The sequence below is a fragment of the Hydrogenophaga sp. Root209 genome, assembly GCF_001428625.1.
Classification (GTDB): domain Bacteria; phylum Pseudomonadota; class Gammaproteobacteria; order Burkholderiales; family Burkholderiaceae_C; genus Hydrogenophaga.
This window is the reverse complement of sequence record NZ_LMIE01000001.1, coordinates 421,160-445,436: the sequence shown is the minus strand read 5'-3', so window position 1 is coordinate 445,436 and position 24,277 is coordinate 421,160. Positions and strand designations below refer to the sequence as shown.

General features: G+C 67.4%; 27 protein-coding genes. 16 read left to right on the top strand and 11 right to left on the bottom strand.

Annotated elements, in window-relative coordinates; all coding sequences use genetic code 11:
- Nucleotides 1-49 precede the first annotated feature (49 nt).
- The 3 genes from ASE11_RS02195 to ASE11_RS02185 are packed head-to-tail and all read left to right on the top strand — an operon-like array spanning nucleotide 50 to nucleotide 3,551.
- Nucleotides 50-2,347, top strand: a complete 2,298-nt coding sequence (locus tag ASE11_RS02195; RefSeq protein WP_082585452.1) for an ABC transporter ATP-binding protein — start codon at nucleotides 50-52, stop codon at nucleotides 2,345-2,347.
- Nucleotides 2,344-2,832 (top strand): DUF1854 domain-containing protein, encoded by a 489-nt coding sequence (locus ASE11_RS02190; protein WP_056265196.1) that lies wholly within the window; start codon nucleotides 2,344-2,346, stop codon nucleotides 2,830-2,832. The genes ASE11_RS02195 and ASE11_RS02190 overlap by 4 nt, the downstream gene beginning before the upstream one ends.
- Entirely contained in the window at nucleotides 2,829-3,551 is a 723-nt protein-coding gene (locus ASE11_RS02185; protein ID WP_056265191.1) for a hypothetical protein, read from the top strand. Before ASE11_RS02190 ends, ASE11_RS02185 begins: the two co-directional genes overlap by 4 nt.
- 24 nt (nucleotides 3,552-3,575) lie before the next feature.
- Here the strand turns inward: ASE11_RS02185 and ASE11_RS25130 are convergent, their stop codons facing one another.
- Together ASE11_RS25130 and ASE11_RS02180 are read right to left on the bottom strand one after the other, a co-directional pair.
- Complete coding sequence (locus tag ASE11_RS25130) at nucleotides 3,576-3,740, bottom strand: DUF1328 domain-containing protein (RefSeq protein WP_082585451.1); 165 nt, start codon at nucleotides 3,738-3,740, stop codon at nucleotides 3,576-3,578.
- 145 nt (nucleotides 3,741-3,885) lie between these two features.
- Nucleotides 3,886-6,018, bottom strand: coding sequence for an AsmA family protein (locus tag ASE11_RS02180; RefSeq protein WP_162258014.1), 2,133 nt, complete (start codon nucleotides 6,016-6,018; stop codon nucleotides 3,886-3,888).
- A gap of 178 nt (nucleotides 6,019-6,196) precedes the next feature.
- Here ASE11_RS02180 and ASE11_RS02175 point away from each other — a divergent pair, with 178 nt between their 5' ends.
- From ASE11_RS02175 to ASE11_RS02155, 5 genes are all read left to right on the top strand, one after another.
- Nucleotides 6,197-7,318: an MlaE family ABC transporter permease gene (locus tag ASE11_RS02175; RefSeq protein ID WP_056265185.1), complete on the top strand. Its 1,122-nt coding sequence runs from the start codon at nucleotides 6,197-6,199 to the stop codon at nucleotides 7,316-7,318.
- 4 nt (nucleotides 7,319-7,322) lie between these two features.
- Nucleotides 7,323-8,090 carry an ABC transporter ATP-binding protein gene (locus ASE11_RS02170; RefSeq protein WP_056265181.1) on the top strand — a complete coding sequence of 256 codons (768 nt, stop codon included), beginning with the start codon at nucleotides 7,323-7,325 and terminating at the stop codon, nucleotides 8,088-8,090.
- Complete coding sequence (locus ASE11_RS02165) at nucleotides 8,087-9,094, top strand: MlaD family protein (protein ID WP_056265178.1); 1,008 nt, start codon at nucleotides 8,087-8,089, stop codon at nucleotides 9,092-9,094. The genes ASE11_RS02170 and ASE11_RS02165 overlap by 4 nt, the downstream gene beginning before the upstream one ends.
- The gene (locus ASE11_RS02160; RefSeq protein ID WP_056265171.1) at nucleotides 9,091-9,681 is read left to right on the top strand and encodes a membrane integrity-associated transporter subunit PqiC; all 591 of its coding nucleotides are present in this window, start codon (nucleotides 9,091-9,093) and stop codon (nucleotides 9,679-9,681) included. The genes ASE11_RS02165 and ASE11_RS02160 overlap by 4 nt, the downstream gene beginning before the upstream one ends.
- A gap of 137 nt (nucleotides 9,682-9,818) precedes the next feature.
- Complete coding sequence (locus ASE11_RS02155) at nucleotides 9,819-11,237, top strand: phospholipase D-like domain-containing protein (protein WP_056265169.1); 1,419 nt, start codon at nucleotides 9,819-9,821, stop codon at nucleotides 11,235-11,237.
- A 16-nt stretch (nucleotides 11,238-11,253) separates the two neighbouring features.
- Here the strand turns inward: ASE11_RS02155 and ASE11_RS02150 are convergent, their stop codons facing one another.
- Nucleotides 11,254-11,886 (bottom strand): response regulator transcription factor, encoded by a 633-nt coding sequence (locus ASE11_RS02150; RefSeq protein WP_056265168.1) that lies wholly within the window; start codon nucleotides 11,884-11,886, stop codon nucleotides 11,254-11,256.
- Between the two features lie 254 nt (nucleotides 11,887-12,140).
- Here ASE11_RS02150 and ASE11_RS02145 point away from each other — a divergent pair, with 254 nt between their 5' ends.
- The 6 genes from ASE11_RS02145 (at nucleotide 12,141) to ASE11_RS02120 (ending at nucleotide 15,871) form a co-directional block, all read left to right on the top strand.
- On the top strand, nucleotides 12,141-12,386 hold the full coding sequence (locus ASE11_RS02145; RefSeq protein WP_056265163.1) for a CsbD family protein: 246 nt from the start codon (nucleotides 12,141-12,143) through the stop codon (nucleotides 12,384-12,386).
- Between the two features lie 62 nt (nucleotides 12,387-12,448).
- Nucleotides 12,449-12,895, top strand: coding sequence for a BON domain-containing protein (locus ASE11_RS02140; protein WP_056265159.1), 447 nt, complete (start codon nucleotides 12,449-12,451; stop codon nucleotides 12,893-12,895).
- A gap of 38 nt (nucleotides 12,896-12,933) precedes the next feature.
- Complete coding sequence (locus ASE11_RS02135) at nucleotides 12,934-13,245, top strand: BON domain-containing protein (protein WP_056265156.1); 312 nt, start codon at nucleotides 12,934-12,936, stop codon at nucleotides 13,243-13,245.
- Between the two features lie 130 nt (nucleotides 13,246-13,375).
- Complete coding sequence (locus ASE11_RS02130) at nucleotides 13,376-13,780, top strand: response regulator transcription factor (protein ID WP_056265152.1); 405 nt, start codon at nucleotides 13,376-13,378, stop codon at nucleotides 13,778-13,780.
- A 49-nt stretch (nucleotides 13,781-13,829) separates the two neighbouring features.
- The gene (locus ASE11_RS02125) at nucleotides 13,830-15,203 is read left to right on the top strand and encodes an ATP-binding protein (RefSeq protein WP_056265147.1); all 1,374 of its coding nucleotides are present in this window, start codon (nucleotides 13,830-13,832) and stop codon (nucleotides 15,201-15,203) included.
- A 41-nt stretch (nucleotides 15,204-15,244) separates the two neighbouring features.
- Nucleotides 15,245-15,871 carry a PolC-type DNA polymerase III gene (locus ASE11_RS02120; RefSeq protein ID WP_056265664.1) on the top strand — a complete coding sequence of 209 codons (627 nt, stop codon included), beginning with the start codon at nucleotides 15,245-15,247 and terminating at the stop codon, nucleotides 15,869-15,871.
- On the opposite strand, the gene ASE11_RS02115 is transcribed toward ASE11_RS02120, so the two are convergent.
- On the bottom strand, nucleotides 15,864-16,361 hold the full coding sequence (locus ASE11_RS02115) for a hypothetical protein (RefSeq protein WP_056265144.1): 498 nt from the start codon (nucleotides 16,359-16,361) through the stop codon (nucleotides 15,864-15,866). The genes ASE11_RS02120 and ASE11_RS02115 overlap by 8 nt on opposite strands.
- 155 nt (nucleotides 16,362-16,516) lie before the next feature.
- On the opposite strand from ASE11_RS02115, the gene ASE11_RS02110 reads away from it, so the two are divergent.
- Nucleotides 16,517-17,617: a 3-deoxy-7-phosphoheptulonate synthase gene (locus ASE11_RS02110; protein ID WP_056265139.1), complete on the top strand. Its 1,101-nt coding sequence runs from the start codon at nucleotides 16,517-16,519 to the stop codon at nucleotides 17,615-17,617.
- On the top strand, nucleotides 17,614-18,642 hold the full coding sequence (locus tag ASE11_RS02105) for a patatin-like phospholipase family protein (RefSeq protein WP_056265135.1): 1,029 nt from the start codon (nucleotides 17,614-17,616) through the stop codon (nucleotides 18,640-18,642). The genes ASE11_RS02110 and ASE11_RS02105 overlap by 4 nt, the downstream gene beginning before the upstream one ends.
- A 4-nt stretch (nucleotides 18,643-18,646) precedes the next feature.
- On the opposite strand, the gene infA is transcribed toward ASE11_RS02105, so the two are convergent.
- From infA to ASE11_RS02070, 7 genes are all read right to left on the bottom strand, one after another.
- The gene (gene infA, locus ASE11_RS02100; RefSeq protein WP_056265133.1) at nucleotides 18,647-18,901 is read right to left on the bottom strand and encodes a translation initiation factor IF-1; all 255 of its coding nucleotides are present in this window, start codon (nucleotides 18,899-18,901) and stop codon (nucleotides 18,647-18,649) included.
- A gap of 28 nt (nucleotides 18,902-18,929) precedes the next feature.
- Complete coding sequence (locus ASE11_RS02095) at nucleotides 18,930-19,199, bottom strand: hypothetical protein (protein WP_235501160.1); 270 nt, start codon at nucleotides 19,197-19,199, stop codon at nucleotides 18,930-18,932.
- A 387-nt stretch (nucleotides 19,200-19,586) separates the two neighbouring features.
- The gene (locus tag ASE11_RS02090; RefSeq protein ID WP_056265126.1) at nucleotides 19,587-21,290 is read right to left on the bottom strand and encodes an ABC1 kinase family protein; all 1,704 of its coding nucleotides are present in this window, start codon (nucleotides 21,288-21,290) and stop codon (nucleotides 19,587-19,589) included.
- Nucleotides 21,291-21,411: 121 nt separating this feature from the next.
- Entirely contained in the window at nucleotides 21,412-21,672 is a 261-nt protein-coding gene (gene minE, locus ASE11_RS02085) for a cell division topological specificity factor MinE (RefSeq protein ID WP_056265121.1), read from the bottom strand.
- A gap of 3 nt (nucleotides 21,673-21,675) precedes the next feature.
- Nucleotides 21,676-22,491, bottom strand: coding sequence for a septum site-determining protein MinD (gene minD, locus ASE11_RS02080; protein ID WP_056265118.1), 816 nt, complete (start codon nucleotides 22,489-22,491; stop codon nucleotides 21,676-21,678).
- A 35-nt stretch (nucleotides 22,492-22,526) separates the two neighbouring features.
- The gene (gene minC, locus ASE11_RS02075; protein ID WP_056265660.1) at nucleotides 22,527-23,297 is read right to left on the bottom strand and encodes a septum site-determining protein MinC; all 771 of its coding nucleotides are present in this window, start codon (nucleotides 23,295-23,297) and stop codon (nucleotides 22,527-22,529) included.
- A gap of 402 nt (nucleotides 23,298-23,699) precedes the next feature.
- Complete coding sequence (locus ASE11_RS02070; protein WP_056265113.1) at nucleotides 23,700-24,266, bottom strand: Spy/CpxP family protein refolding chaperone; 567 nt, start codon at nucleotides 24,264-24,266, stop codon at nucleotides 23,700-23,702.
- Between the last annotated feature and the right edge of the window lie 11 nt (nucleotides 24,267-24,277).

The window sequence follows — 24,277 nt, the reverse complement described above, 5'->3', positions numbered from 1 at the left end:
TCTATGTCACGCCAGCAACGCTGGCGACTTGGCGCACAATTTCCGGTTCATGCAAACCACCGCTGCCACACCCCGTCCCACCCCCCTCGGCCCGTCTTCGGCCGACACCCCCCCACCGGACGTGCTGGCCCGCATGACCCTCGATCTGGACGAGCAGGGCCACTTCACCAGCGGCGAGTTGCTGCTCACCCCGACCGAACTGGTGCAGCTGCCCGCGCACGGCAGCCGGCAGGCCTGGCCCTTGGAGCGCGCGCTGCGCCTGCAGCACACCGACCTGGCCGGCGTGGCCACGCTGGACCTGCTGGACGACAGTGGCCTGCGCACGCGCTGGCGCTTCACCCTCGCTCAGAACCCCGCCGCGCTGCGGCTGGTGCGCCAGTTCGACCTGGCCATGGGTCGCCTGCAGGGCGGGGCGGCACCCGCCCCCGAAGCGGGCCTGCGCTGCCCGTCGTGCCAGTCGCTGCTGAACCCCGACAGCGAGGAGTGCGAAGTTTGCGCGCGGCAGCTGGCCGACATCCCCTCCACCTGGGTGCTGCTGCGCCTGTGGCGTTTCGCGAGGCCTTACCGCTGGCAGCTGCTGGCGGGCTTCCTGCTCACGCTGGCCTCCACCGCCGCCACGCTGGTGCCGCCCTACCTGACGATCCCGCTCATGGACGACGTGCTGATCCCGTTCCAGAACGGCAAGCAGATCGACACCGGCTATGTGGCCTTGCTGCTCTCGGGCCTGCTGGGCGCGGGTCTTGTGGCCTGGGGGCTGGGCTGGGCGCGCACCTGGTTGCTGGCGCTGGTGTCCGAGCGCATCGCCGCCGATTTGCGCACCAGCGCCTTCGACCACCTGCTGGGCCTCTCGCTCGACTACTTCGGCGCCAAGCGCACCGGCGACCTGATCGCCCGCATCGGCTCCGAGACCGACCGGCTCTCGGTCTTCCTCTCGCTGCACGCGCTCGATTTCGCCACCGACGTGCTGATGCTGCTCATGACCTCGGCCATCCTGTTCTCCATCAACCCCTGGCTGGCGCTGGTCACGCTGCTGCCGCTGCCTTTCATTGCCTGGATGATCCACCGCGTGCGCGACCGCCTGCGCACCGGCTTCGAAAAAATCGACCGCGTGTGGGGCGATGTGACCAATGTGCTGGCCGACACCATTCCCGGCATCCGCGTGGTCAAGGCCTTCGCGCAGGAGCGGCGCGAGTCGGGCCGTTTTCACGAGGCCAACAACCAGAACCTGGTGGTCAACGACCGCATCAACAAGACCTGGAGCCTGTTCACACCCACCGTCACCTTGCTCACCGACGTGGGCCTGCTGGTGGTCTGGGCGTTCGGCATCTGGCAGATCGCCAAGGGCGACATCACGGTCGGTGTGCTCACCGCCTTCATCGCCTACATCGGCCGCTTTTACGGCCGGCTCGACTCCATGAGCCGCATCGTTTCGGTGACGCAGAAGGCCGCTGCCGGGGCCAAGCGCATCTTCGACATCCTGGACCACGTGTCCAACGTGCCCGAACCCGCCGAGCCGGTGCAGGACGTGCCGGTGCGCGGCGGCCTGAGCATCCACGGCATTGCATTCCGCTACGGCAACCGCTCCGTGATCCGCGACCTGAACCTGGACATCCGCCCCGGCGAGATGATCGGGCTGGTCGGCCACAGCGGCTCGGGCAAGAGCACACTGGTCAACCTGATCTGCCGCTTCTACGACGTGAGCGAAGGCCGCATCGAACTCGACGGCACCGACATCCGGCGTTTCCGCGTGGCCGACTACCGCCGCCACATCGGCCTGGTGCTGCAGGAGCCTTTTCTGTTCTTCGGCACCGTGGCCGACAACATCGCCTACGGCAAGCCCGGCGCCACGCGCGAGGAGATCGTGGCCGCCGCGCGCGCGGCCCACGCGCACGACTTCATCCTGCGCCTGGCGCACGGCTACGACTCGCTGGTGGGTGAACGCGGTCAGGGCCTCTCGGGCGGGGAACGCCAGCGCATCAGCATCGCGCGCGCGCTGCTGATCGACCCGCGCATCCTGATCCTGGACGAAGCCACATCGGCCGTGGACACCGAGACCGAAAAGGAAATCCAGAAGGCGCTGGACAACCTGGTGCAGGGCCGCACGACGATTGCGATCGCGCACCGCCTGTCCACGCTGCGCAAGGCCGACCGGCTGGTGGTGATGGACCGCGGCGAGGTGGTGGAGGTGGGGCCGCACGACGAGCTGATGGCGCGCCAGGGCCACTACTGGCGCCTGCACGAGGCCCAGGCCCGCCAGGCCGCGGCCGAAGACCCGGACCACATCGACAACGCCCTGGCCCACCACCTGCCGCAGCCCTCGGCGCACACCGGTGCCCTCCCGCCATGAACACTACGACCCGCTCCATGGACGACTTCGATCTTCACCGCGACAGCCAGGGCCGCTGGGTCTGCCGCCTGGCCGGTGGTGAGCCCCGGGTGGGTGTGCAGTTGGTGCGCTCCTTCCCGCTGAGCGCGCCCGACGAGGCCATTTCCATCGTCGACCCCGACGGACATGAGTTGGTGTTCGTGGCACGGCTGGACGCGCTCGACGAGCCGCGTCGGGCCGCGGTGACGCAGGCGATGTCGGAGCGTGAGTTCTCGCCGGTGGTGCTGCGCATCCGCGAGGTGAGCACCTTCAGCACCCCCAGCACCTGGCAGGTCGACACCGACCGTGGCCCCACCGAGCTCGTGCTCAAGGTGGAGGAAGACATCCGCCGCCTGCCGGGCCAGCGCCGCCTGCTGATCACCAGCGCACACGGCGTGGTGTTCGACATCCCCGATCGCAACCAGCTGGACCGGGTGTCGCGCCGCTACCTGGAGCGCTTCCTGTGACCCGGCTCGACACCGAGCAGCAGCGCCTCTATCCCGACGCCGCCGACGGGCACACGCGGGCCTTGGTGCTGGGCCTGGCCCGGCCCGCCGACTGGACCTTGCTGCGCGCGGTCTGGCAAGGCGTGCAGGCCGACCTGGAACTGCCCGCCCCGGCCATCGCGGTCTCCGGCACCGACAGCTACCAGCTGTGGTTCTCGCTGGCGCAACCGGTGGCGCTGGAACAGGCGCAGCGCTTCCTGGAGCAGCTGCGCCAGCGTTACCTGCCCGATGTCGCGCGCTCGCGCATCCTGATGTGGCCACCATCCGACGTGGCTGTGGCGGGGTCCGTGCACCGCGCTCCCGCAGTGCCGGCGCTGCAGGAGGCCACGGGCAACTGGTCGGCCTTTGTCAGCCCGGACCTGCCCGCGGTGTTTGGAGAAGACCCGTGGCTGGACATGGCGCCTGGCCAGGACGCTCAAGCCGAATTGCTGTCGCGGCTGAAATGCATCCAACCCGATGAATGGACCCATGCCCTTGAGCGCCTGATACCGGCCAAGGTTCCAGGCGCCCCGCCCACGCGCGCGCCGACACAAACGACACCGCCCGCGCCCACCGGCGATGCGCCGATGGAGCCCAGGCAGTTCCTGATGTCGGTGATGAACGACGCGTCAGCACCGCTGGCGCTGCGCATCGAGGCGGCCAAGGCCTTGTTGTCTCAGACCCCTCGCGGCTCTGCCTGATCGCGAAGGCCCGCCGCTGTGGCCTCAGCGGCGACGCACGAAGTCGACCACGATGGTCACGATGGCCATGACGATGAAGATGGCGAAGAGCACCTTGCCGATGCCTGCCGCACCGGCTGCCAGGCCCCCGAAGCCCAGCACGGCGGCGATCAGGGCGATGACGAAAAAGACCACGGCGTAATGCAGCATGACGGGCTCCTGGCTGTGCCTGGACGCTGGGCGCCTGGGCGGGTTGGGTCGCAACGACGGCCGTTGCGATGGCTCCAATGTAGGCAGGCCAACCCGGGGTTTCTGCAAGCCGAAGCCCTGACGGATTGTAGGAAAACGCCGACGCTCAGGGCTTCTGCGGGGCGACCGGAGCGGCCGGCTGGGTGGCGGCTTTTGCGGGTGCCGCTGCCACGGTGCAGGGATCGACCGCGCTGGTCGATCCCCGTTCGATCAGGGGCAGCAAAGCCGCCGCCGGGCCCACCGCGGCGCCCAGGGCGACGGCGCCGAGCACTCGACCCACAAGGCCCTTTGCCTCGATGCCCACTTGCGGATCACCCAACGTGCCCGCGACGGTGACCGGCGTGCGCAAGGACAGCGGGGACCAGTCGTGGGAGCGGGTGACAAAACGCAGCGCGAGCGACTCGTCGCGCAGGCTGACCTGGCCCGTGATGCGGATGGTGCTGTCGGCGCTGTCGACCACGGCCAGCGTGGGTGTGAGCACGCCGTCGCGTGCCGTCAAGTCGAAGCGCGCGCAGCGCAGGGGCAGGGGCTGGTCGCCCCGGATGAGCACGCCCAGCGATTCGGCCACGTCCAGGCCCATGGCCTCGGTGGCCAGGTGCGACAGCGTGCCGTCGCGCAGGGTCAGTTGCACCGGGCCGTTCAGGCTGGCCAGGATTTCGCCGGTGGATCGACCCGCGCCGCGCACGTTGACGCGGCCGAACAGCTGCCCTGTGAGGTAGGACTGCACCGCCTGGTCGCCGCCCTGGCGGGCCTGGTTGCGCTCGCGCTTGAGCGTGGCCGCGCCCTTGGTCGCGGGCGGGGTGGCGGGCGCATCGCCGGTGCGCATGCCGGGCAGCCAGCCGGCCATGTCGATGCCGTTGAAGTCGAGCTCGGCGGCCCAGGCCGCCGGGCTGGCGTTGGCGTCGAGCTGGGTGGAGCCTTTGATGGACCCGCCCGACACCGCGGCCTGCAACGCGCCCAGGCGCAGCACGCCGTCGTCCAGTTGCAGACGGGTCTGCAGGGCCTTCATGGGCGCCATCGCGGGCGTGCCGAAGTCCACTTCGTCGATGTTCACCTGCACGTCGGCGTCCATGGCCTTGAGCGAGGGCAGGTCAAAGCGGCGCTGTGGCAACACGCGTCCCGGCGGGGTGGTCGCCGGTTCCGCGGCTGCCGACCCCTGGGTGCCGATCGCCGGACCCAGATCGGCAAACGCCAGCTTGGAGCCGGTGAGCCGGCCGCTGAGCTTGGCCGGTGTCACGCGCCGGTCAAACAGCAGGTCACCCGCGAGCCGGCTGCTGCCGATGGCAGCGCTGGTGGCTTGCAGCCGCCAGGCTCCGCCCTCGTGCGCCAGCGTGCCGCGCAGATCGAAGGGTGGCGTGCGCGGCAAGGTGACGCCCAGCGGATCACCGACATCGGCCAGCGAACGCCCCTTGAACTGCAGCTTGCCTTCCAGGCGCGGCGTGCCCAGCAGGGCGGCGGCCTGACCGTCGAACAGCAGACGCGACGAACCCACGCTGCCTTGCACGCGCATGGGCACCCAGGGCGCCGTGGCGGTGGCGTCGGCGTCCTGCAGCAAAGGCAAGGTGCTGCCGGCTTCAACCTGCAGCTTCATCGGCAGGGCGTGGTAGCGACCGTTGAAAGTGGCCACATAACCCGACGCCGCGCCCTGCAGGGCTTCGCCTTCGCGCCCTTGCACCGCCACCTTCAGGTCCACGTCCTGCACCGCGTCGTTCCAGGTGATGCGTCCCTGGTCCGTGACCAGCGAGCCAAAGCGCGGCAGACCGAGCGGCGCATCCGGGTCTTTCGGTGCAGCGGGCGCGCCCAGTTGCCAGTTGGCAACGCCATCCTCCAGGCGCACCAGGTGCGCGTCGAGCTCGCCGGCGCGCAGGGCCTGCACCCGCAACTGTTCACCCTGGCGCCAGCGCCAGACATCGCCCCAGGTCCACGCCAGCGAGACGCGCCGGGCATCCAGCAGGTGCGGCACCTTGAAGCGATCGTCGGAGGCGATGCGCAAATGATCGACTTCCAGTCGCGGACGCCACAGCAGGTGCAGCTTCACGTCGCCCTCCAGCTGCACCGGCACGGCCGCGCTGCGCGTCATGGCGCGCTCCATCGGTTGGCGCAACACGGGCCAGCCACTCACCTCGCCCCACACCACGCCCAGCAACACGAGGCCCACCACGCCGCCGAACGCCAACGCGACGCGCGCACGGCGCGTCAAGCGGGTTGAAGCAGGGGGCGTGACTGGGTTTGCGTTCATCCCCCATTGGAACCTGTCACGACCGCGGCGTTCCCCTTTTTGCAAGGTCATATTTCCTGCGAAGTGTGTGACAACGAACGGACCTGATCGCGTGCATGCGACTAGGATATGGCGATGAACGAGTTGCTGCCCGCATGCCCGGCATCCCGACGCTGCCCCTCCCATCGCATCGAATGCCATGGTGCGGCCTGAGTCCACGCAAGTCGCCAGCGCGCAGTGGCTGCAGCAGGACAACGCCTGGGTACTGGGCATCGGCGGCGAGTGGCGGGGATACCGGGGCGCCCTGCCCGACGTGCCCGCCGCGCTCCGTCAGGGCGAGGTTCGCTTCGACACCGCCGCACTGCGTTCATGGGACGCAGCGCTCGCATCCACCTTGTGGCAACGCTTGAACGCGCTGGCCCGCCCACCGGTGCAGCTGGACCTGAGCGGCCTGCCCGCGGGCCTGCGCGAGATCGTCTCGCTGGCGCTGTCCGACGCACCGACGACCGATGTGCCCCAACCCCGCGTGGGCCGCATTGCGGCACTCGGTGCGTCCACGCAGGCCTGGTGGTCCGAGGGGCGTCGCTCGCTCACCTTCATGGGCGAAGTGCTGTTGTCGGTGGGTCGCCTGCTGCGTGGCAAGAGCGGCATGCGCTGGGGCGACCTGGCGTGGCAGATCGAGCAGACCGGCCCGCGCAGCCTGCCCATCGTGGCGCTGGTGAGTTTTCTGGTGGGTCTGATCGTGGCCTACATGGGCGCAGCCCAATTGCAGCGTTTCGGCGCCCAGAATTACATTGCCGACCTGGTGACGGTGGGCGTGGTGCGCGAAGTGGCGGCGCTGCTGGTGGGCATCGTGCTCGCGGGCCGCGTGGGCGCGGCCTTCGCGGCGCAGATCGGCAGCATGCGGGCCAACGAAGAAGTCGACGCGCTGGCCACGATGGGGGTGAATCCGATCGATTTCCTGGTGCTGCCGCGCGTGCTGGCGCTGCTGTTTGTGGGGCCGCTGCTCACCGCGTTCGCCGCGCTGGTGGGCATGGCGGTGGGCTGGCTGGTGGCCGTGGGCATTTACGGCGTCACCTCGCTGGAATATGTGTACGCCAGCGCCCAGTCGCTGACCCTGCCGCACGTGCTGGTGGGTTTGCTCAAGGGCACGGTGTACGCCGTGCTGGTGGCCCTGTCGGGTTGCCTGCAAGGCATGTCGGCGGGGCGCAGCGCGCAGGCCGTGGGCGACGCCACCACCGCCGCCGTGGTGCAGGCCATCGTGTGGATCGTGGTGGCGGCGTCGGTGCTCACCGTGGTCTTTCAACGGCTGGAATGGTGACGCGATGAACGCCCCTTTGATCCGCGTGCAGGACCTGACCATGGCCTTCGGCGAGGTGATCGTGCAGCGCGACCTCACGTTCGACATCCTGCCCGGTGAAGTGCTGGCGATCGCGGGCGGCAGCGGCTGCGGCAAGAGCACCTTGCTGCGCCACCTCATCGGCCTGCACAAGCCCGCCGCCGGCCAGGTGCTGCACGGCACGCAAGACCTCTACACCGCCGACGCCAGCACCCTGGGCGCGCTGCGGCAGGGCTTTGGCGTGGCGTTTCAGGCCGGTGCGCTGTGGAGCAGCATGACGGTGGGCGAGAACGTGATGCTGCCGCTGCAACTGTTCACCGCCCTGAGCCCAGAGGCCTGCGAACAGGCCGCGCGCTTCAAGCTCGCGCTGGTGGGGCTGAGCGAGAGCTTCGAAGCCGAGCCCGCGCGCCTGAGCGGCGGCATGCGCAAGCGCGCCGCCATCGCCCGCGCGCTGGCGCTGGACCCACCGCTGCTGTTTCTGGACGAGCCATCGGCTGGCCTCGACCCCCTCACCTCCGCCCACCTTGATGAACTCATCCGCCACCTCCGCGACGACCTGGGCACCGCCGTGGTGATGGTCAGCCACGAACTGGGCAGCATCTTCGCGCTGGCCGACCGCGTGCTGTTTCTCGACGCGCAGGCCAAGACCATGACCGCGCTCGGCCCACCTGACGAACTGTTGCACCACGGTCCGCCCGGCGTGCAGGCCTTCTTGCGCCGTGGCGCGGTTCAACCTGAGACGCAGCCGGCATGAAGCGCCAGCTCAGCCCCACCTTGATCGGCGCCTTCGTGGTGGTCGGTCTGTCGCTGATTGCAGCCACCATCATCGCGCTGGCGGGCAACAGCCTGTTCACCCGCAAGGAGAAAGCTGTCATGTTTTTCAGTGGCTCGGTCTATGGACTGCAGGTGGGTGCGCCGGTGGTGTTTCGCGGCGTGCGCGTGGGCAGCGTGGAGTCGATCTCGGTCTTCTATGACCGCAGGTCCGACGACTTCTCCATCCCGGTGCTGGTGGCGCTCGATAGCGATGCGGTCAGCGGACTCGATGGCCGCAGGACCGAGGGCGTGGAGCTGGCGCTGCCCGCCCTGGTGGAGCGCGGGCTCAGTGCCCAGCTCTCCATGCAGAGCCTGCTGACCGGCCAGCTGTACGTGGACCTGGACCTGCGCCCCGAGCGCCCGGGCAAGCTGCGCGGCACCTACCGGGACGTCCCTGAAATACCCACCACCGCCACGGCCATCCAGGCCCTGAAGAACCAGCTCGAGGGCATGGATTTCCGCAAGATCGCCGAAGACGTCTCGGCCATCGCGGCATCTGCCCGCGCCCTGGTCTCGGGCCCGGAGCTCAAGCAGGCGCTGGCCGATCTGGCCGAGATCACGGCCACCATCAATCGCGTCTCCACGCGGCTGGACAAACGCATCGACCCACTGGCCAACGAACTGCAGCGCTCGCTCTCTTCAACGCGCACCGCAATGAACGACCTGAGCCGCGCGGCGGGTTCGGTCAACGACACCTCCGATCGTGTGTCGTCCGTGCTGGCACCGGACGCGCCGCTGGTGCAGAACCTGCAGCGGGCGGCCGACGAGGTGGCCCGCAGCGCCGCTTCGCTGCGTGAGGCCACCGCGAACGACTCCAGCCTGCGGCTGGGCGCCGACCGCGCACTGGAAGACCTTTCGCGCGCCGCACGCGCCATGCGCGATCTGGCCGAGACGCTGGAGCAGCAACCCGACGCCGTGCTGCGCGGGCGCAAGGGGACACCATGAAGCGCCGCGACACGCTGATCCTCGTGGGCGTGGTGCCCGTGCTGCTGGCGGGTTGCGCGTCGACGCCGGTGCCCATGCATTGGTACGAACTCAAGAGCGCGCCGCCCGAAGCCCCGCCCGCAGCCCGTGCTGGCGACGGGGCGGTCTGGGAACTGTCGGGGCGCATGCGACTGCCCGGCCCGCTGGAGCGCGACACGCTGGTGGTCGCCAGCGGTGCGGCGGGTGTGCTGCCACTGGAGGGTCATCGCTGGGTCGAACCGCTTCGCGACAGCATTCCCGTGCGGCTCGCGGCCGATCTCGCGCTGCTGCGCGGCGAAGGGCTGGTGTGGTTGTCGCCCGCGCCCCCGGGCGTGAGCGTGGCGCGCCGCCTGCGGGTGGAGATCGACACGCTGGTGGCCGACGAGGCGCGCCAGACCCTGCGCCTGCGGGCACGTTGGTGGTTCGCCAGCGCCACCCCCACCGCACCCCCCACCATGGAGATGGCGGACATCCGGATCGAACTGCCCGACCGCTCGGTTGACGCGCTGGCCGCAGCCCACCGCCTGGCCATCTGGCGCCTGGCGCAGCGCATCACCGCCGCTCCATGAACGCGCCCGGGATGGCGCGTGCTGTCAGAGGTCTCCGACAGTCGCACAGAGCCCCCGCCGACACACCTGGGCGACCGCTTCGAGCACACTCGCCTGTATACCCACGCATCGGGGTCTCCCCATCACCGGTTGAAGCCATGAACTCGCCACATTCCTCGAAGACCACCGGGCTGCGCCGGCTGTGCGGTCTTGCGCTCTCGGGGTTGCTGCTGGTGGCGGCGGGATGCTCCAGCCTGCCGCCGAAAACAGAGGACATGCCGGCCGCGCAAGCGGGCACGGTCAACGTCAGCGGCGCCGCCGGGCCAGTGTCGGCCGTCGCCGAGCGCAAGGCGCTGCAGGGTCTGGCCAACGAGGGCAAGAAGGATCTGCTGATCCACCACCTGAAAACGCTCACCGCCAGCGGCGACGCGGACCTGTACCGCGGCAACCGCACGCGCCTGCTGATCGACGGACCGGCCACCTTCGGCGCCATGAAGGCGGCCATCGCGCAGGCAAGGGGCCGCGTGCTGCTGCAGAGCTACATCGTCGAAGACCAGGGTGTGGCCGCCGAGGTGGCCGATCTGCTCATTGCGCGCGCGGCGCAGGGCGTGACGGTGGCCATGATTTACGACGCGGTGGGCTCGATCACCACCCCCGATGCCTTCTTCAAGCGCCTGGTCGACGGTGGCGTCTCGGTCTGTGCCTTCAACCCGATCAACCCGACCAAGCGCCCGGGTTACTGGGGCCTGACGCACCGCGACCACCGCAAGCTGCTGGTGGTGGACGAGGAGGTCGCCTTCACCGGTGGCATCAACATCAGCCGCGTCTATGGTTCCAGCTCGTTCGGCCGCAGCGGCAAGCCCCGGGCCGGCGCCGCGCTCGACGACGGTTGGCGCGACACGCAGATCGAGTTGCGCGGCCCGGTGGTGCCGGCGCTGGCCCGGGTGTTCGAGGCCACCTGGCAGGAACAGGGATGCAAGGGTTCGCTCGGCCAGAAGGTCGCGAACAAGGCCGCGGACGAGCCCGGTCAGCGTGTGGTGAAGGTGATGGCCAGCGATCCTCGCGACAAGGAAAACCGCATCTACAGCGCCCTGCTCGCCGCAGTCGACGCCGCCCAGGTCGACGTGCGTTTCACGATGGCGTATTTCGCGCCCGGCGCCGATTTCGTCAACGCCCTGCGCAACGCCGCCACACGCGGTGTGGCGGTGGAACTGGTGCTGCCCGGGCGCAGCGACTCGTCGCTGGCGTTTCACGCCGGGCGGTCGTACTACGACCAGCTGCTGGCGTCCGGTGTGCGCATCTACGAAATGGAGCACGCCCTGATGCACGCCAAGACGGCGGTGATCGATGGCGTGTTCTCCACCGTGGGTTCGAGCAACCTGGACTGGCTGAGTTTCGTGGCCAACAGCGAGCTCAACGTGATCGTGCTGGGCGACGACTTTGGTGGCGAGATGAACGCGCTGTTCGAACGCGACCGTGCAGCCTCCAGGGCCATCACGCTGGAGGCCTGGCGTCGGCGCGGCCTGAGCGACCGCGCGATGGAAACGCTGGGCCGGCTGATGGAGCGCTTCCTCTGAGGCGCTCAGGCCCAGGTCACTGGATCAGGCCGTTCTTGAGCGCGTAGTAGGTGAGGTCGCTGTTGCTGGTGAGCTTGAGCTTCTCCAGCACACGCGAGCGGTAGGTGCTCACGGTCTTCACACTCAGGAACATCTGTTCGGCCATGTGACCGATGGTCTCGCCCTGGGCCAGTCGCAGGAAGACCTGCAGCTCGCGCTCCGACAGCAGTTCGTGCGGCGCCTGTTCGGTCGCGCCGGCCGCGCCGTCGGCCAGCAACTCGGCCACCGCCGGGCTCACATAGCGTCGGCCGCGCGCCACGGTGCGGATGGCATTGACGATGTCTTCAGGCGCGCAATCCTTGTTGAGGTAACCACTGGCGCCATAGCGCAACAGGGTGGTGGCGTACTGCGCTTCGGGGAAGCCGCTGAGGATGAGCACCGCCAGGTCGGGGAAGCGCGCCTTGATTGCCTGCAGCGCATCGACGCCGCCCTGCTCGGGCATGGAGATGTCCATCAGCAGCACGTCCACCTCACCGCCGCGCGCCAGTTCCAGCGCTTCGCGCCCGTTGTTGGCTTCGCCCGTGACGCGCAGGTCCACATGTTCGGCAAGAAACTGCCGCAGGCCGGTGCGCACGATGGCGTGGTCGTCGACGATGCCGATTCTGATCATGGGAATTTCGGTGGGTTGAGCCCGTGGGCAGATGCGGAAATCTAACAGGCCCCCGCCCAGGGCAACGTCAGACAACGCCTACACACGGCCGTCTGGATGTGGGGCCTTGTCCTACACGGCGACGGCACGCTGCCCGACACCCCGGGCGCATCCCCCCACCTACAGTGAAGACACGGCTTGACGCTGACCTCAGCACCGAGCCGGGGACGGTACGACACCGACCCAGACCGCAGCAACCTCAACAGGAGAAACACATGAATTGGGACCGAATCGAAGGCAACTGGAAGCAACTCAAAGGCCGCGTGACCGAGCAGTGGGGCAAGCTCACTGACGACGACTTCGACGTTGTGGACGGCCGCCGCGAACAGCTCGCCGGCAAGATCCAGGAACGCTATGGCGTGGCCAAGGACGAAGCCGAACGCCAGGTGGCCGCCTGGGAGCGCCACGCCGGCGACGACTGGTTCGACAGCCCCAAGAAGCGACCGACCGACAAGGTCTGAGCCAACCAGCTCAGTCCCCGACATTCGCCGGATGCGTCCGGCCCCCTCTCAAAGGAATCGACATGAAAACCACACATCGCTACTCCGCCCTGTTCGCCGCCGCCGCAGCCACCGTGCTCATCGCCGCCTGCGGCGAGAAGGTTGACGATGCCACCGTTGGTCAGAAAATCGACAACTCCGCAGCCACGGTCCAGTCCGCCGGCGCCGAACTGAAGAACGACGCCCAGGTGGCCGCCGCCGACGCGCAGGCCGCGGGTTCGAAAGCCGCCGACACGGTGGCCGAGAACGCCACCGACATGGCGATCACCACCAAGGTGAATGCTGCCCTGGCCGCCGACGACAAACTCAGCTCGCTGAAGATCGACGTCGACACCGAAGCCGGCAACGTTGCGTTGATCGGCACCGCTCCCGACGAAGCCTCACGCCAGCGCGCCACCACCCTGGCCGCAGCCGTCGATGGCGTGGTCACGGTGGACAACCGCCTGACCATCGAGAAGAAGAACAGCTAAACGCTGACCCCCAAACCATTCAAACGCTGGAGGACATCATGAAACTCGCACACGCCGTGTTGGCCGCAGCCGCCGCCCTCACCCTCGTTCAACTCACCGGCTGCGCGGTCGCCCGCGATCAGCAGACCGTAGGCTCCTACATCGATGATGCCGCCATCACCACCCGAGTGAAGGCCCGCATGGCCGAGGACAAGACGGTCAGCGCCATGTCCATCAATGTGGAAACGCTCAAGGGCACGGTGCAGCTCTCGGGCTTCGCGAAGTCTGCCGAAGAACGCTCGGCTGCCGAGCGGCTGGCCCGGTCCACCCCGGGTGTGCAGGCGGTGCGCAACGACATCGTGGTGCGCTGAACAGCACCCCCGCCTCGAGCGGTGTAGGACGCCGCCTACAGACGCCAGGGGCATATTCAACGACGCTCGACGGGGCGCACGACGCAGCAATGCATCGGCGCCCCGGCTTCGTTTTCACACCACACACACCATGGCAGCGCTGAAGACCTTCATCGTCGAAGACAACAAAGTCATCTTCGAGAACCTGGTGTCCACGCTGCAGGAGCTCACCGCCGTCGAGGTGGTCGGGCATGCCGTCGACGAGCACAGTGCCGTGCGTTGGTTGCGCAGCGAGGGCGCTTCGCTTGATCTGCTGATCGTCGATATATTCCTGATGTCCGGCTCGGGTCTGGGCGTGCTCAAAGCGGCGCAAGATGCGCACCTGCCCTCCAGGACCGTGGTGCTCACCAACTACGCCACCGCCGACATCCGCAAGCGCTGCGCCGTGCTGGGGGCCGACCGGGTGTTCGACAAGTCGTGTGAACTCGACGACCTGATTGCCTACTGCGCCCGGGTGTCGGACGGCTCGGCCACGCGGCCGGGCGAGCTGCGGTAGCAACTGACAACAACATGGCCTGCGCCACGCGCAGCCACCGGGAGCCTGGATGATCAAGTCGTCGATCGAGCGCGTGGCGCGCACGCGGTACGTGATGCCGGTGGTGCTGGCCCTGGCGGTGGTCGCCGTCGTGGTCATCGAAGGCGCCTTCCAGCATTCGCGCTCCACGTTGGCGCAGGGCGTTGCGCTGACCGATGCGCGTCTTCAGGCCGGGCGCGTCCTGCAAAACCTCACCGATGCTGAACTGGCGGCCCGCGCCTTCCTCATCAACGGTCAGACGGCCGACCGCGACGCGTATCGCGAATCCATCACCGCCCTGGCCGAAGCGCAACGCGGCGCTTTCCAGCTGATCGCCGACGTGGACCCCCAGCGCACCGTCTCGGTGGAGGCCGTGCGCATGCGCATCCAGGCGCGCGTGAGCGCCATGGAGGAATGGATGGACAGGGCCGAGCAAGGCCGGCGCACCCAGGCCCGCCTGATGGCCAGCAGCGACCGCGGCCGCGTCAGCTACGCCGAGCTGCGCAGGGAGTTCGATCTGGTGCTGGGGCGCGCGGCCGCGCTGCAGGACCGCGCGCGTGGATCCCTTTCCGACGCCATCATGATCAACCGGGTGGCGCTGCATCTGCTGGTGCTGATGTCGGTCCTGGGCCTGGTGCTCTTCACTCGGCAGCTGCGCTACAGCGACGAGCAGAAGGCGCGCGAGAGCCAATACCTTGCGTCGCAGGTGGCCCTGCGCACCGCCGAGCTGCGCGAACTGGCCGGCCACCTGGTCAACACCCGCGAAGACGAACGCGGCCGACTGGCGCGCGAACTGCACGACGAACTCGGTGGACTGTTCACCGCCATGAAGCTCGAGCTCGCCCGTCTGCGACGCGTGACCGACATGCCCACCTCCGCGCTGGAGCGCATGAGCGGCATCGAGCAGCGCCTGAACGAAGGCATTGCCGTGAAGCGCCGCATCATCGAAAACCTGCGGCCTTCATCACTCGACCAGCTGGGCCTGGCCTCGGCCCTGGAAGTGCTGTGCCAGGAAGCGGCCAGCAGCCTGGGCATTCCCGTCAGCGCCCAGCTGGAGACCGTGAGCCTGGACAAGGAGTGCGAGCTCACCGTCTTCCGCCTGGTGCAGGAGTCGCTCACCAACATCAGCAAATATGCGCGAGCCCGGCAGGTGACGGTGCAGATGGAGGCCAAGGGCGACTGGGTGCGGGTGAGCGTGAAGGACGACGGCTGCGGCTTTCAGACCCACAGCGTGCCTGCCAGCCACCATGGCCTGATCGGCATGCGGGTGCGCGTGGAGTCGCACAACGGCCACCTCACCATCACCAGCAGCCCCGGGCAGGGCACGCACATCGTCGCGGAGCTGCCTTGCAGGGCGCAAACTGAGGGGGATTCGTGCGAGCCGGAGGTGCCGGCGCTGAGCTAAGCTCGTTGCATCCCTTGATGCACCTGACCAGCCCGCCGTCCATGCCCTCCCCGATCGCCGTCATCGATTTCGAAACCACCGGCATCTCGCCCGCCATGGGCGACCGGGCCACCGAGGTGGCCATCGTCATCACCGAACAAGGCCGGGTGGTGGACCGATTTCAGAGCCTCATGAATGCGGGCGTTCGCATCCCGTCGTTCATCACGCAACTCACCGGCATCACCAACGACATGGTGGCCAGCGCTCCACCGGCCGCCAACGTGATGCGCGACGCGGCGCGGTTCGTGGGTCAGGTGCCCATGGTCGCCCACAACGCGTCGTTTGATCGCCGTTACTGGCAGGCCGAGCTGGCGCTGGTCGGTGAGCCCGCATCGCACGCCTTTGCCTGCACCGTGCTGCTCTCGCGCCGGCTCTACCCGCACGCGCCCAACCACAAGCTGGGCTCGCTGGTGGACTTCTTCCGCTTGCCGCGAACGGGTCAGGCCCACCGCGCCATGGCCGATGCCGAAATGGCTGCCGAGCTGCTGGCGCGCATCCAGCACGACCTGCGCACACAGCACGGCGTGGGTTGGCCGGATCACGGTTTCCTGATGGGGTTGCAGCGCTGCGCGCGCAACCAGTTGCCGCGCTTCTTCAGCGCACAGCGATCGCCTGTGGCGGTCAGTTGATGCGCACTTTGAACTGCACGATCACGGCACCGTCCACGTTCTTGATCGACGGGATCAGGCCGACGTTGATGCCGAAGCGCCGCCCCTCGTAGGTGACCATGGGCAAAGCGGCGAAAAAATTGCCGCCTCGATTCATCGCCGGGTAGCCGTTCATCAAGCCCACCGCCGCACCGAGCTTGAATCCTCCCATGGACCAGGGTTGCCAGTTGACCGCGGCGTACGTTGTGTTCTTGCGCACGCTGTTGTAATAGCTGCCGGCCATGAACGAGATCTCGGGGCTGGTGCGGTATTCGAGCCCCAAGCCGAGGTTGTTTTCGTTGTAGCCGTTTTGCCGCTTGAAATGCCGCGAGAAGCCGCCCACGTTGAGCCAGAGTTGTGAACTGGACACAGGCTCCAGATCCAGTGTGGTGGCCGTCGATTCGGCAAAGGCCGCGGGTGCGGCGAAGCCGAGCACGGCCCAGAGGGCGCAGGCGATGGGCGTTTTGGTCATGGCGATCTTTCCGTCATTGCGCTGACAACAGCGCGTGTTTGGTATTTCGGTGCTCGCCGGGTGCTTCTTGAATCCGGCAAGCCGCAAAATGGCGGCCCAATGCCACGCAATTGCGGCCTTTGCCGCTCTTCCTCTTTTTCCGCCCTCCTGTCCCCATGAAAACCCACGCCACGCCACCCACCACGCTGGACACCACCCGCATCGACGACCTGCGCATCGGTGCGGTTCGCCCGCTGATCACGCCTGCCCTGCTGCAGGAATGGCAGCCCGCCGTGGATGCCGCCCAGGCCCTGGTGCAGCACAGCCGTGAAACCATCTCCCGCGTGCTGCACGGACAGGACGACCGCCTGGTGGTCGTGGTCGGGCCGTGCTCCATCCACGACCACGCACAGGCCATCGACTACGCCCGCCTGCTCAAGGAACAGGCCGACGCACTGCAGGAGGACCTGATGGTGGTGATGCGCGTGTACTTTGAGAAGCCGCGCACCACCGTAGGCTGGAAGGGCTATATCAACGACCCGCACCTGGACGGCAGCTTCGCGATCAACGAAGGACTGGAGATGGCGCGCGCGCTGTTGCTCGACGTGTTGGCGCTCGGCCTGCCGGTGGGCACCGAGTTTCTCGATCTGCTGAGCCCGCAGTTCATCAGCGACCTGGTGAGCTGGGGCGCGATCGGTGCGCGCACCACCGAGAGCCAGAGCCACCGCCAGCTGGCCAGTGGCCTCTCGTGTCCGGTGGGCTTCAAGAACGGTACCGACGGCGGGGTGAAGGTCGCGTCCGACGCGATCCAGGCGGCGCACGCCTCACACGCCTTCATGGGGATGACCAAGATGGGACAGGCCGCGATCTTCGAGACGCGCGGCAACGACGACTGCCACGTGATCCTGCGCGGCGGCGCGCAGCCCAACTACAGCGCGGGCGACGTCAGCGCGGCCTGTGCGCTGCTGAAAAAGGCAGGCCTGCGCGAGCAGGTCATGGTGGACGTGTCACACGCCAACAGCAGCAAACAACACCGAAGACAGATCGAGGTGGCGGCCGACGTGGCCGCGCAGGTGGCAGCGGGCGACAGCCGCATCATCGGCGTGATGATCGAGAGTCACCTGCACGAGGGCCGGCAGGACATCGTGCCCGGCCAACCGCTCACCACCGGCGTGAGCGTGACCGATGCCTGCATCTCCTTCGAGCAGACGGTTCCCGTGCTGCAAAGCCTGGCGGCCGCGGTGCGCGCGCGGCGTTTGCGCAGCCCGGCGCCATGAACCTGCCCTGGCGCGGCCCGCCGGCCATCAACCTCGCACTGCAAGGCGGTGGCGCGCACGGTGCCTTCACCTGGGGCGTGCTCGATGCCCTGCTGGAAGACGGGCGCCTGCGCTTCGATGGCGTGAGCGGCACCAGCGCGGGCGCCATGAATGCCGTGATGCTGGCGCAAGGCCTGATGGCGGGAGGACGGGAGGGTGCGCGCACCGCCTTGCGCGAGTTCTGGAGTGCCGTGGCGGCCAGCATGCCGTTCGAAGTGGCGCGGCCCACGGCCGACGGCAAGGACATGCGGCTGGCACCGGCGATGCAGCTGATGCTGCAATGGACGCACTACTTTTCACCCGAGCAGCTCAACCCGTTCGACCTCAACCCGCTGCGCAAGATCCTCTCAAGCCAGGTTGATTTCGAGCGCCTTCGCACGCACAGCCCGGTGAAACTGTTCGTGGCGGCCACCAACGTCAACACCGGCAAGCTCAGGCTGTTTCGCGCGGCCGAACTCACGCCCGACGCGGTGCTGGCTTCGGCCTGTCTGCCCACCATGCACCGCGGCGTGGTCATCGATGGGGAAACTTATTGGGATGGGGGCTATGCAGCGAATCCGGCGGTGTTTCCGCTGTTTCACGAGTGCAGCGCGCGCGACATCATGCTGGTGATGCTGGCGCCACTGAAGCACACCGCCACACCGCAATCGGCTGTGGACATCAAGAGCCGGATGATGGAGCTGGCGTTCAACGCCACGTTCCTGCGTGAGATGCGCATGTTTGCCCACCTGCGCGAGCGCGCGGCGCGCAGCTCGTGGTGGCAGCGCGGCGAGCTCGACCGGCGCCTGGCCGGCACGCATTTCCACGTGATTGAAGCCAGCGAAGTGCTGGGTGCGCTCAGCGCCGAGAGCAAGGCCGCGGCGAACATGCGCTTCTTCGAGATGCTGTTCGCGCTGGGCCGTGAGCACGGCAGCGCGTGGCTGTCGGCGCACCACGCCGACGTGGGCCAACGCAGCAGCGTCGACCTCGAAGCCTTGTTCTATTGAAGGCTCAGCGCGGCTTGCGCGGCACCATCGGGCCGCGGCCTTCGATGTGGCGGAAGTTGATGCGGCCCTTGGTCAGGTCGTAGGGCGAGAGCTCGAGCGAGACACGGTCACCCGCGAGGATGCGGATGTGGTTCTTCTTCATCTTGCCGGCGGAATAGGCGATCAGCTGGTGACCGTTGTCCAGCGTCACACGAAAGCGCGTGTCGGGCAGCACCTCGTTGACGATGCCCATCATGTCGATCAGTTCTTCTTTGGCCATGGTGTTTCCTTTGCTTGAAGTGTATCGGTCAGTTCGGGCGGGCCGCCAGACGGGTGGTGTCGTGCACCCAGTCGATGCCCTGCGCCAGGCCGTAGTCGGCCGCGGCGGCGTGTGTGGGGAAGGCACTGTCAAAACGCATCACGCGGGCGGTGGAAGCGCTGCCAAATCCACTGGCGATGGACACCTGCGCAGCGAACTGGCCGCCCGGCAACGGGCGAGGCGTTGCCGCAATGCGGTATTTGCCCAAGGTGAGGGGAGAAGGATTCGTGGTTGGAATCGTGGAAGTCGTGTGAATCATCAAAAACATCGGTGGGCCGGGGCGCGCGGCGTTCGCCGCAGCGTCGGAAAGACCCGAATCAAAAATCAAAAACCATTGGCAGCCCCAGCGCCGGGGTGTCTCACCGCTTGATCCGGCCATTGGTTGTTGCGCACAGCAAACGACCAAGACCGGCGCACGAACCACGGCAGGGGTTCAGGCAAAGCAGGGAGGGAAAGGCCACGGTGCTGTGAGAAAGCGGGGTGGCGCACCTTGGAGGGGCTGGACCAGCAGCCCCTCTGCCGGGGGCGGTGCGCTTGGGCTGTGGGCCCGGGCGCGGCTGGTCGCTCAAGGCGACTGCGCATGATAACACGGAGCGAGAAATGCTGCTGGGCCTGAAATCCGCGGTTCAGGGGCAACACACTGTTGCTAGAGCCCATCCCCGGCATCACGCCCCCGGCTGCTGCGCCAGATCGCGCGCACCAGCCAGAGCCCGCCGAGTACGGCACCCAGAAAACCCAGGAAACCAAAGGCGGGCAGGCCGAACAGGGTGGGTCCGCCCTGGACTGTCATGACAATGGATGCCCCGATGATGAGCGCCGAGATCACCAGGGCCATGGCCAGGCGGTTGGCGGCGCGGTCGATCTGGTCGCCCACGCGCTTGAGGTGGGCCAGCTCGATGCCCACGTGCACCCGGCCGCGCCGGGCGCTGCGCAGCAGGCGCGAGAGGTCGTGGGGCAGCTGTTCGATCAGACTCAGTGTGCGGCGCAGCGTCTGCCAGGCCCGGGTGCCCATGGCCTTGGGCCGGTAGCGCGCGCGCACCACCTCACGCAGCAGGGGCAAGGCCTCGGTGGCCATGTGAAAGTCCGGGTCCAGGCCACGGCCCATGCCCTCCAGCGTGATGAAGGCCTTGATCAACAGGGCGAGATCGGGCGGCAGCGCCAGATGGTGTTCGCGCAAGATCGCCGTCACGTCCGCCAGCATCTGGCCCAGGCTGAGCTGCGCCAGGGGCACGCCTTGGTATTGGTCCACAAAGGCCTCGATCTCGGTCTCGAGCACGGCAAGGTCGATGCCGTGTTCGTCGCCGGTCCAGTCGATCAGAACGTCCGACACGCCCCGGGGGTCGTGCCCCACGAGGCCCAGCAGCAATTGGAGCAGTTCCTCGCGGCGGCGCTGCGAGAGCCGCCCGACCATGCCGAAGTCGATGAAGGCGATGCGGTTGCCGCTCAGGTAGAACACATTGCCCGGGTGCGGGTCGGCATGGAAGACGCCGTCCTGCACGATCATCTTGAGCACGGCCTGGGCACCTCGGCGCGCCAGCAGCTGGCGGTCAAGGCCTTGCTCATCCAGTTGTTCCAGCGCGTCGCCCGGCACGCCGGCCACAAAATCCTGCACGTTGACGCGGGCGCTGGTGTGAGCCCAGTGCATGCGCGGCACCACGATCCAGGGCAGGGCCGCCATGTTGGCGCCGATGCGCTCGGCGCTGCGGCACTCGGTGACCAGGTCGAGCTCGCGCTTGAGCGAGCGCGCGAGCTCCCGCACCAGTTGCTGCGGCCGGTAGGGCTTGAGCGCGGGCAGTTGTACTTCGGCCAGGGCGGCCAGGCGGGCCAGCAGGCGCAGGTCGGCGTCGATGGTTTCGGTGATGCCGGGTCGGCGGATCTTGACGACAACTTCCGTGCCGTCGTGCAATTGCGCGCGGTGCACTTGCGCGATGGAAGCGGCGGCCAACGGTTCGGTGTCGAAGCGGGCAAACACCGCCTCGGGATCGCCGCCCAGGTCTTCACGCAACTGGGGGCGCAGGAGCTCCAGCGGCACAGCGGGCACGCGGCTGTGCAACTTCTCGAACTCGGCGATCCACTCGGGACCGAACAGGTCGGCCCGGCCCGCGAAGATCTGGCCCAGTTTCACGAACGCAGGGCCAAGCTCTTCGAGCGCCAGACGAACCTGCACCGGAGGTGCCAGACGGGCGAGATCGGCCGCGTGGTCCCACTTCAGCGCGTGTCCGGCACGCTCGAGCGAGTCGGCCAAGCCAAGGCGGCGAACACTGTCGCCGAACCCATGGCGGATGAGAACGCCCAGGATGGTGTTGAGTCGGCCCATGTCGCGGGCCGCGCCCAGCGTTTCGATCAGCATCAATGATCATAAACACCACCTCAAGTGAGGCGGCAAAATCGATCCGGCGCAAGGCCGCCCCAAGCCGGATCAGCCCCCCTGGGGGGCAGCGGACCACGCGCAGCGGGGGAGCGTGGGGGCCTTACTTGCGGTCGGGCAGTTCGATCTTGACTTCGAGCACGTCCAGGTTGTCCTGGCGGTCGAGCTGGACCTTGATGTCGTCCGGGTTGATCTTGATGTATTTGCTGATCACGGCGACCAGCTCACGCTGCAGCGCAGGCAAATAATCGGGCTCGGAGGCGCTGCGGCCATTGCGCTCGTGCGCCAGGATGATCTGCAGCCGCTCCTTGGCAACGCTGGCGGTTTTTTTCTTCTCGCCGAGCAGAAAGGAAAAGATCGACATGCGTCATTTCCCCCCAAACAGGCGTTTGAAGAAGCCAGCGTTTTTGGCCTCGATGAAGCGCAGCGGCTTGTCGGCGCCCAGGAAACGGTCGATCACGTCGCTGTAGGCCTCGGCCACGTCGGTGCCCTTGAGGTGGATGGCCGGTGTGCCCTGGTTGGAGGCGGTCAGCACGTTTTCGCTCTCCGGAATCACGCCGATGAGCTTGATGCGCAGGATGTCCTGGATGTCTTCGAGCGACAGCATCTGGCCGTCGGCCACGCGGGTGGGGTTGTAGCGCGTGATCAGCAGGTGTTCCTTGATGGGGTCCTTGCCGTCGATGGCGCGCTGGGTCTTGCTGCCCAGCATGCCCAGGATGCGGTCGGAATCGCGCACGCTGGAGACTTCGGGGTTGGTCACGATCAGCGCTTCGTCGGCGTAGTGCATGGCCATGAGCGCACCGGTCTCGATGCCGGCGGGCGAGTCGCACACGATGTACTCGAAGCCCATGGCGGCGAGGTCGGTCAGCACCTTGTGCACGCCTTCCTGGCTCAGCGCGTCCTTGTCGCGCGTCTGGCTGGCGGCCAGCACGAACAGGTTGTCGCACTGCTTGTCCTTGATCAGCGCCTGGTTCAGGTTGGCTTCGCCCTGGATCACGTTGATCAGGTCGTACACCACGCGGCGTTCGCAGCCCATGATGAGGTCGAGGTTGCGCAGGCCGACGTCGAAATCGATGACGGCGGTCTTGTGGCCCCGCAAGGCGAGCCCCGATGCAAAGCTGGCGCTGGTGGTGGTCTTGCCCACACCGCCCTTGCCGGAGGTGACGACAACGATTTTGGTCATGGTGAAGGTCCTTCTGTTCTGAAAATGGTGGCGGATCAGGCGCCGATGGCGTCGATCACCAGCTTGTCGCCGTCGGGGCCGGGCACCAGGCGCACCTGCGCCGGCTTGCCCAGGATCGATTCGGGCAGGGCGACTTCGCTGGTGCGGTAAATGCCGGCGATCGAGATCAGTTCGGGCGCCATGCTGAGCGCGAAGATGCGCGCATCGGCGTTGCCGCGGGCACCGGCAATGGCCTTGCCGCGCAGCGGTGCGTACACATGGATGTGACCGTCGGCAATGACCTCGGCGCCCGGGTTGACCATGGCCATGACGACCAGATCACGCCCCCGCGCATAGACCTGCTGACCGGAGCGCAAGGGCTTGTCGATGACGAGGGCACCAGGTGCGGGAGCGGGTGCCGATGGCGCCACGGGTTCCGGGGTGGTGGTGATCTCGGTGGGCACAACGGCAGGAGCGGCACGCTGCACCGATGCGTCAGGCGCATTCGTGAGGCCCGCGGCCAGGGCCAGGCGGGTCTGTTCGATGGTGCCGCCTCGCACGGCCAGGGGCACCAACCGGTACTGGCGCAAGAGGGTTTGCAAGGCGCCGAAATCGGGCAGGGCGTTGGCCTCGGCCACATTGAGCGGGTGCAGGTCGATGACCAGCGGGTCGTTGTCGAAGAAATCGGGCATGTCGCCGAACCGCTGGGTCAGCTCCTGGGCCAGGCGGTCCAGATCGGACGACTTGAGCATGAGCGCCACCAGGGGCAGGTGCGCGCTCTTGATTTCGAAGGTGGTGGGCGCGCTTCCCGCGAGGGCAACAGACATGGGCGAAACAGGCTCACAAAAAAAGCTGCCGACGCAGGCGATGCACGGCATCGGGGTCGGTCATGAAGCGGCGCAGTTTAACAGCCGGGAACATCACGACCGGCAAGCGGTTGTGCCCAGCTGTCAGAGCATGTTTCCGTGCCCGACGTGACAACTCTGTGTATATCTTTTGAACAAACCCTCACTTATCCACAGGCTCAGCGGATTTTGGGCAGTTATCCTTTTTTCAGCCGATCGGGCCCCGGGTGCTTCACACAGCGTTTGAGCGGGTGCAAGTCCTTGATCGGACAAGAGAAAGGGCGCTTGTCCACAGCGGACAGCGCCCTCTACTACTACTGCTATCTTGTATTAAAAGAATCTATAAGAACAAGACGCAGAGAAGTCCATCGGCTTGGGAGCCGATCAGATCGTGCCGCCCATGCGGTGGTGGCCACCCCCGTGGTGATGGTTTTTGCCGTGGCCTTTCATGCCGGCGCGCTGAAATCCCTGCATCTGTTTCGCGTCGAACACCTTCTGCTGTTCGGCGTTGAGAACCGCATAGAAGCTCTTGATGGCGTCATGGCGCTGGCCCATGCGGGCGTCGCGTTCGGCTTTCATGGCCGCCATCTTGTCCAGGCGCTGGGGCGTGGTCAGCTTGGACCAGTCTTCGCGGGGGCCCTGGCGGGCAGGGCGAGCGTCTGGCTGGGTGCGTGCCACGAAGGCATTCCAGGCGGGTTCTTGCTCGGCGGTGATCTTCAGTTCGGCTTTCAGGGCCGCCTGGCGCTCTGCCATGCGCTTTTGCATGCTGGCCATGCGCTCGGCGCGTTTGGCGTCGCGTTGACCTTCCTTGGCGCCTTCCTGGGCCTGCTGGGTGGTGGTTGGTGCCGTGGGGGCTGCCGTGGTGCCTTGGGCGATGGCGGTGGCCGAGAGGCCGGCGAAGGCGGCTGCCAGGGCGGCGGCCATCAGGGCGCGTTTGGGAATCGATGTCATGTTCACTCCTT

Bases quoted from the DNA above. Each gene is read 5' to 3' on its own strand.
- minC (WP_056265660.1), bottom strand. From the start codon at position 23,297: ATGTCTGTTGCCCTCGCGGGAAGCGCGCCCACCACCTTCGAAATCAAG.
- minE (WP_056265121.1), bottom strand. From the start codon at position 21,672: ATGTCGATCTTTTCCTTTCTGCTCGGCGAGAAGAAAAAAACCGCCAGC.
- ASE11_RS02090 (WP_056265126.1), bottom strand. From the start codon at position 21,290: ATGCTGATCGAAACGCTGGGCGCGGCCCGCGACATGGGCCGACTCAAC.
- ASE11_RS02195 (WP_082585452.1), top strand. From the start codon at position 50: ATGCAAACCACCGCTGCCACACCCCGTCCCACCCCCCTCGGCCCGTCT.
- minD (WP_056265118.1), bottom strand. From the start codon at position 22,491: ATGACCAAAATCGTTGTCGTCACCTCCGGCAAGGGCGGTGTGGGCAAG.
- infA (WP_056265133.1), bottom strand. From the start codon at position 18,901: ATGGCCAAAGAAGAACTGATCGACATGATGGGCATCGTCAACGAGGTG.
- ASE11_RS02180 (WP_162258014.1), bottom strand. From the start codon at position 6,018: ATGAACGCAAACCCAGTCACGCCCCCTGCTTCAACCCGCTTGACGCGC.
- ASE11_RS02125 (WP_056265147.1), top strand. From the start codon at position 13,830: ATGATCAAGTCGTCGATCGAGCGCGTGGCGCGCACGCGGTACGTGATG.
- ASE11_RS25130 (WP_082585451.1), bottom strand. From the start codon at position 3,740: ATGCTGCATTACGCCGTGGTCTTTTTCGTCATCGCCCTGATCGCCGCC.
- ASE11_RS02110 (WP_056265139.1), top strand. From the start codon at position 16,517: ATGAAAACCCACGCCACGCCACCCACCACGCTGGACACCACCCGCATC.
- ASE11_RS02155 (WP_056265169.1), top strand. From the start codon at position 9,819: ATGAACTCGCCACATTCCTCGAAGACCACCGGGCTGCGCCGGCTGTGC.
- ASE11_RS02115 (WP_056265144.1), bottom strand. From the start codon at position 16,361: ATGACCAAAACGCCCATCGCCTGCGCCCTCTGGGCCGTGCTCGGCTTC.
- ASE11_RS02170 (WP_056265181.1), top strand. From the start codon at position 7,323: ATGAACGCCCCTTTGATCCGCGTGCAGGACCTGACCATGGCCTTCGGC.
- ASE11_RS02095 (WP_235501160.1), bottom strand. From the start codon at position 19,199: ATGATTCACACGACTTCCACGATTCCAACCACGAATCCTTCTCCCCTC.
- ASE11_RS02175 (WP_056265185.1), top strand. From the start codon at position 6,197: ATGGTGCGGCCTGAGTCCACGCAAGTCGCCAGCGCGCAGTGGCTGCAG.
- ASE11_RS02130 (WP_056265152.1), top strand. From the start codon at position 13,376: ATGGCAGCGCTGAAGACCTTCATCGTCGAAGACAACAAAGTCATCTTC.
- ASE11_RS02105 (WP_056265135.1), top strand. From the start codon at position 17,614: ATGAACCTGCCCTGGCGCGGCCCGCCGGCCATCAACCTCGCACTGCAA.
- ASE11_RS02160 (WP_056265171.1), top strand. From the start codon at position 9,091: ATGAAGCGCCGCGACACGCTGATCCTCGTGGGCGTGGTGCCCGTGCTG.
- ASE11_RS02165 (WP_056265178.1), top strand. From the start codon at position 8,087: ATGAAGCGCCAGCTCAGCCCCACCTTGATCGGCGCCTTCGTGGTGGTC.
- ASE11_RS02120 (WP_056265664.1), top strand. From the start codon at position 15,245: ATGCCCTCCCCGATCGCCGTCATCGATTTCGAAACCACCGGCATCTCG.
- ASE11_RS02140 (WP_056265159.1), top strand. From the start codon at position 12,449: ATGAAAACCACACATCGCTACTCCGCCCTGTTCGCCGCCGCCGCAGCC.
- ASE11_RS02135 (WP_056265156.1), top strand. From the start codon at position 12,934: ATGAAACTCGCACACGCCGTGTTGGCCGCAGCCGCCGCCCTCACCCTC.
- ASE11_RS02070 (WP_056265113.1), bottom strand. From the start codon at position 24,266: ATGACATCGATTCCCAAACGCGCCCTGATGGCCGCCGCCCTGGCAGCC.
- ASE11_RS02150 (WP_056265168.1), bottom strand. From the start codon at position 11,886: ATGATCAGAATCGGCATCGTCGACGACCACGCCATCGTGCGCACCGGC.
- ASE11_RS02190 (WP_056265196.1), top strand. From the start codon at position 2,344: ATGAACACTACGACCCGCTCCATGGACGACTTCGATCTTCACCGCGAC.
- ASE11_RS02145 (WP_056265163.1), top strand. From the start codon at position 12,141: ATGAATTGGGACCGAATCGAAGGCAACTGGAAGCAACTCAAAGGCCGC.